General features: G+C 42.1%; 1 protein-coding gene. It reads left to right on the top strand.

Annotation, left to right across the window (positions count from 1 at the left end; translation table 11 throughout):
• Nucleotides 1–4,168 (top strand): amino acid adenylation domain-containing protein (locus F6K49_RS36245; protein WP_293104604.1); only part of this gene is annotated, 4,168 nt, incomplete at its 5' end.
• Between the last annotated feature and the right edge of the window lie 15 nt (nucleotides 4,169–4,183).

The raw sequence follows: 4,183 nt of genomic DNA, 5'->3' as shown, positions 1-4,183 counted from the left end.
CACCTTCAGTGAAATCAACGGCACACCAGTACAAATAATTCAACCCCCCTTTGAATTAGAACTACCCAAAAAAGACCTAAGTGGGTTAACACCATCAGAAGCTACCACCAAACTACAACAACTACTCCAACAAGAAAATGAACAAAGATTCAATCTAGAAGTAGACCCTCCCATACGGGCTCAGTTGTATCAATTAGGAACAACAGAACACATACTGCAAATCACATTACATCACATCGCTTCCGATGGCTGGTCACTGACAGTATTACCCAAAGAACTCTCAGCTATTTACACTGCCACACTGTTCGAAAAACCATCCCCATTACCAGAGCTACCCATACAATATGCGGACTTTGCAGTTTGGCAAAAGAACTACTTACAAGGTGAAACCCTCGAAACCCAACTAAGTTACTGGAAGCAAAAGCTCCTTGACTTACCTCAACTACAACTACCCACAGACCATCCCCGGCCCGCAGTTGAAACTTTTAATGGAGCAGGTATACCAATAAATATACCAGCAGCACTAACATCAAAAGTTAAACAACTCAGCCAAAAGCAGGGAACCACCCTATTTATGACCCTGTTAGCAGTATTCAAAGTATTGCTGTCTCGTTACAGTGGTCAAGAAAGTATAGCAGTAGGAACACCGATAGCCAACCGCAACCGCAGTGAAATAGAAGGGTTGATAGGTTTCTTTGTCAACTCCCTAGTCATGTACACAGACCTGGGAGGGGACCCTAGTTTCACAGAAGTATTAAACCGAGTTAAACAAACAGCTCTAGAAGCTTATGGTCACCAAGACATACCCTTTGAGAAATTGGTAGAAGAGTTGCAGCTAGAAAGGTCTCTATCGCAAAACCCCTTATTTCAGGTAGTGTTTGCCGTTCAGGAGAGTGAACACATGAAACCATCCTTCAGCCTGCCTAACTTAGAGGTAGAGTTAGGTTGGGAGCGATGGATGGGAGATCTAATGACAGTGCGGATGGACTTAGAGTTACATCTGTGGCTAGAAGGAGAAGAAATCAAAGGATTATGTGCCTATAACCGAGACTTGTTTGAGGCGGAAACAATTAGTCGGATGGTGTCACATTATGAAAACTTGCTCTCAGCAGCAGTAGAGACTCCCGAGCGACCTATTAGCAAGTTGCCATTAATGACAGAGCCAGAGTTAGACCAAATACTGGTGGAGTGGAACAACACGAAAACAGATTACCCAACAGACAAATGTATCCATCAATTATTTCAGGAACAAGTCCAGAAAACCCCAGATGCAGTAGCCGTAGTATTTGAACAACAAAAGCTGACCTACTCCCAATTAAATAGCAAAGCTAATCAACTAGCCCATTACTTGCAAAAATTGGGAGTAGTTCCAGAAACCCTAGTGGGAATATGTGTAGAGCGTTCAGTAGAGATGGTAGTAGGTTTATTAGCCATACTCAAAGCCGGAGGAGCTTATGTGCCTCTTGACTCAACCTATCCTCAAGAACGTTTGGATTATATGCTCTGTGATGCGAAAGTGTCTGTACTACTAACCCAAAAATCATTCTTTACATTATTACCAGAACATAAAGCTCAAGTAGTATGCTTGGATAGCAGTGAAGATATGTTATCCAACTATTCGACAGCAAACTTGATTAGTGGAGTTCAACCATCAAACCTAGGCTATGTAATTTATACCTCTGGCTCCACAGGTAAACCAAAAGGAGTAGAGATGAGCCAAACTGCTTTGGTGAACCTGATAAATTGGCAACAGCACGAAACAATAGTTGGTCTTGGAGCTAGAACTCTACAATTTGCTCCCATCAGCTTTGATGTATCATTCCAAGAAATATTCTCTACTTGGTGTGATGGTGGTACTCTAGTGCTAGTGTCTTCAGAAGTGAGGCGCGACCCCAAGACATTGATAAGATTCCTAACTGACAATAAAGTAGAGCGACTATTTTTACCCTTTGTAGCTTTGCAGCAGTTGGCAGCAGTAGCCTGGGAGTGCCAGAATTTACCACCATTGCGGGAGATAGTAACAGCAGGAGAACAGTTACAGGTGACTCCAGACCTCATAGAAATGATGCAGCGACTGGGGAACTGTAGATTGCAAAATCAATATGGACCATCGGAAAGCCATGTAGTGTCAGCTTATACATTAGCTAAAACTTGGCCAACACTACCACCAATTGGTCGTCCCATAGAAAACACCCAAATTTATCTCCTTAGCAATGACCAACAACCAGTACCAGTGGGTGTACTTGGAGAAATTCACATAGGAGGAGTATGTCTAGCCAAAGGTTATCTAAATCGTCGCGAATTAACAGAAAAGAAATTCATTACTAATCCTTTCGATGACGAAAATAGTAGTAAATTATATAAAACAGGAGATTTAGGCCGTTATTTAGCTGATGGGAATATAGAATTTATAGGAAGGATAGACAATCAAGTAAAAGTGCGAGGGTATCGTATTGAGACTGGAGAAATAGAAGCGACTCTAACTCAGCATCCGAAAGTCAAAGAAACAGTGGTAGTAGTAAAAGAAGACAAGCAAGGGGATGGAAATCATAAACGTTTAGTTGCTTATTTAGTCTTGGAGGGGGAAACTTCAGAAATATCTGAGGCAGATCAAATAAGGGAATGGAAACAGTATCTGAAAGAACGGCTGCCAGAATATATGATACCCGCTGGGTTTGTAGCTTTGCCACAAATGCCACTGACACCTAGTGGGAAAGTAGACCGTAAGGCGCTGCCAGCACCAGATTTAGCTAGTAGTACATCAACTGAATATGTAGCTCCTCAGACAGAGACAGAGAAAATATTAGCGGAAATTTGGACAGAAGTATTGGGAATTGAAAAAGTGGGAATACAGGACAACTTTTTTGATTTAGGAGGGCATTCTCTGCTGGCTACTCAGGTTGTATCTCGGATCCGAAAAGTTCTTAATATAGAGTTCCCCCTTAGAAGTCTATTTGAGAATTACGATTTGCTAAGTCTGGCTAAGGAAATAGAGATACATTTAGCTCAAAGTCAACGTATAGAGACAGCAGCCATTCAACCAAGAGAGGAAAATGAAAACCATCCGCCCTTATCTTTCGCTCAACAAAGGCTGTGGTTTATAGAAAAAATGGCCTTGAGTAGCAACGCCTACAATATGCCATTAACCCTACATCTAGTAGGTAAACTAGACTATGTAGCCCTACAAAAAAGTCTCAACCAAATCATCGCTCGCCATGAAACCCTGAGAACAACTTTCAGTGAAATCAACGGCACACCAGTACAAATAATTCAACCCTCTTTTGAATTAGAACTACCCAAAAAAGACCTAAGTGGGTTAACACCATCAGAAGCTACCACCAAACTCCAACAACTACTCCAACAAGAAAATGAACAAAGATTCAATCTTGATTTAGACCCCCCCATACGGGCTCAGTTGTTTCAACTAGGAACAACAGAACACATACTGCAAATCACATTACATCACATAGCTTCCGATGGCTGGTCACTGAAAGTATTACCTAAAGAACTCTCGGCTATTTACACTGCCACACTGGAAGACCAACCATCCCCATTACCCTCACTACCCATACAATATGCCGACTTTGCAGTTTGGCAAAAGAACTACTTACAAGGTGAAACCCTAGAAAACCAACTCAACTACTGGAAGCAAAAGCTACAAGACTTACCTCAATTACAACTACCCATAGACCATCCCCGACCTGCAGTAGAAACCTTTCGAGGGGCAGGTATACCCATAAACATACCAGCAGCACTAACATCAAAAGTTAAACAACTCACCCAAAAGCAGGGAACCACCCTATTTATGACCCTGTTAGCAGTCTTTAAAGTGTTGCTGTCTCGTTACAGTGGTCAAGAAACTATAGCAGTAGGAACACCGATAGCTAACCGCAACCGCAGTGAAATAGAAGGGTTGATTGGTTTCTTTGTCAACTCCCTAGTCATGTACACAGACCTGGGAGGAGACCCTAGTTTCACAGAAGTATTAAACCGAGTTAAACAAACAGCCCTAGAAGCTTATAGTCACCAAGACATACCCTTTGAGAAATTGGTAGAAGAGTTGCAGCTAGAACGGTCTCTATCGCAAAACCCCTTATTTCAGGTAGTGTTTGCCGTTCAGGAGAGTGAACACATGAAACCATCCTTCAGCCTGCCTAACTTAGAATAGCTTGAGAGCCGGATT

The sequence above is a fragment of the Moorena sp. SIO3I6 genome (assembly GCF_010672095.1).
Note: the sequence above shows the minus strand (reverse complement) of the source record. Positions and strands in the feature narration are given on the sequence as shown.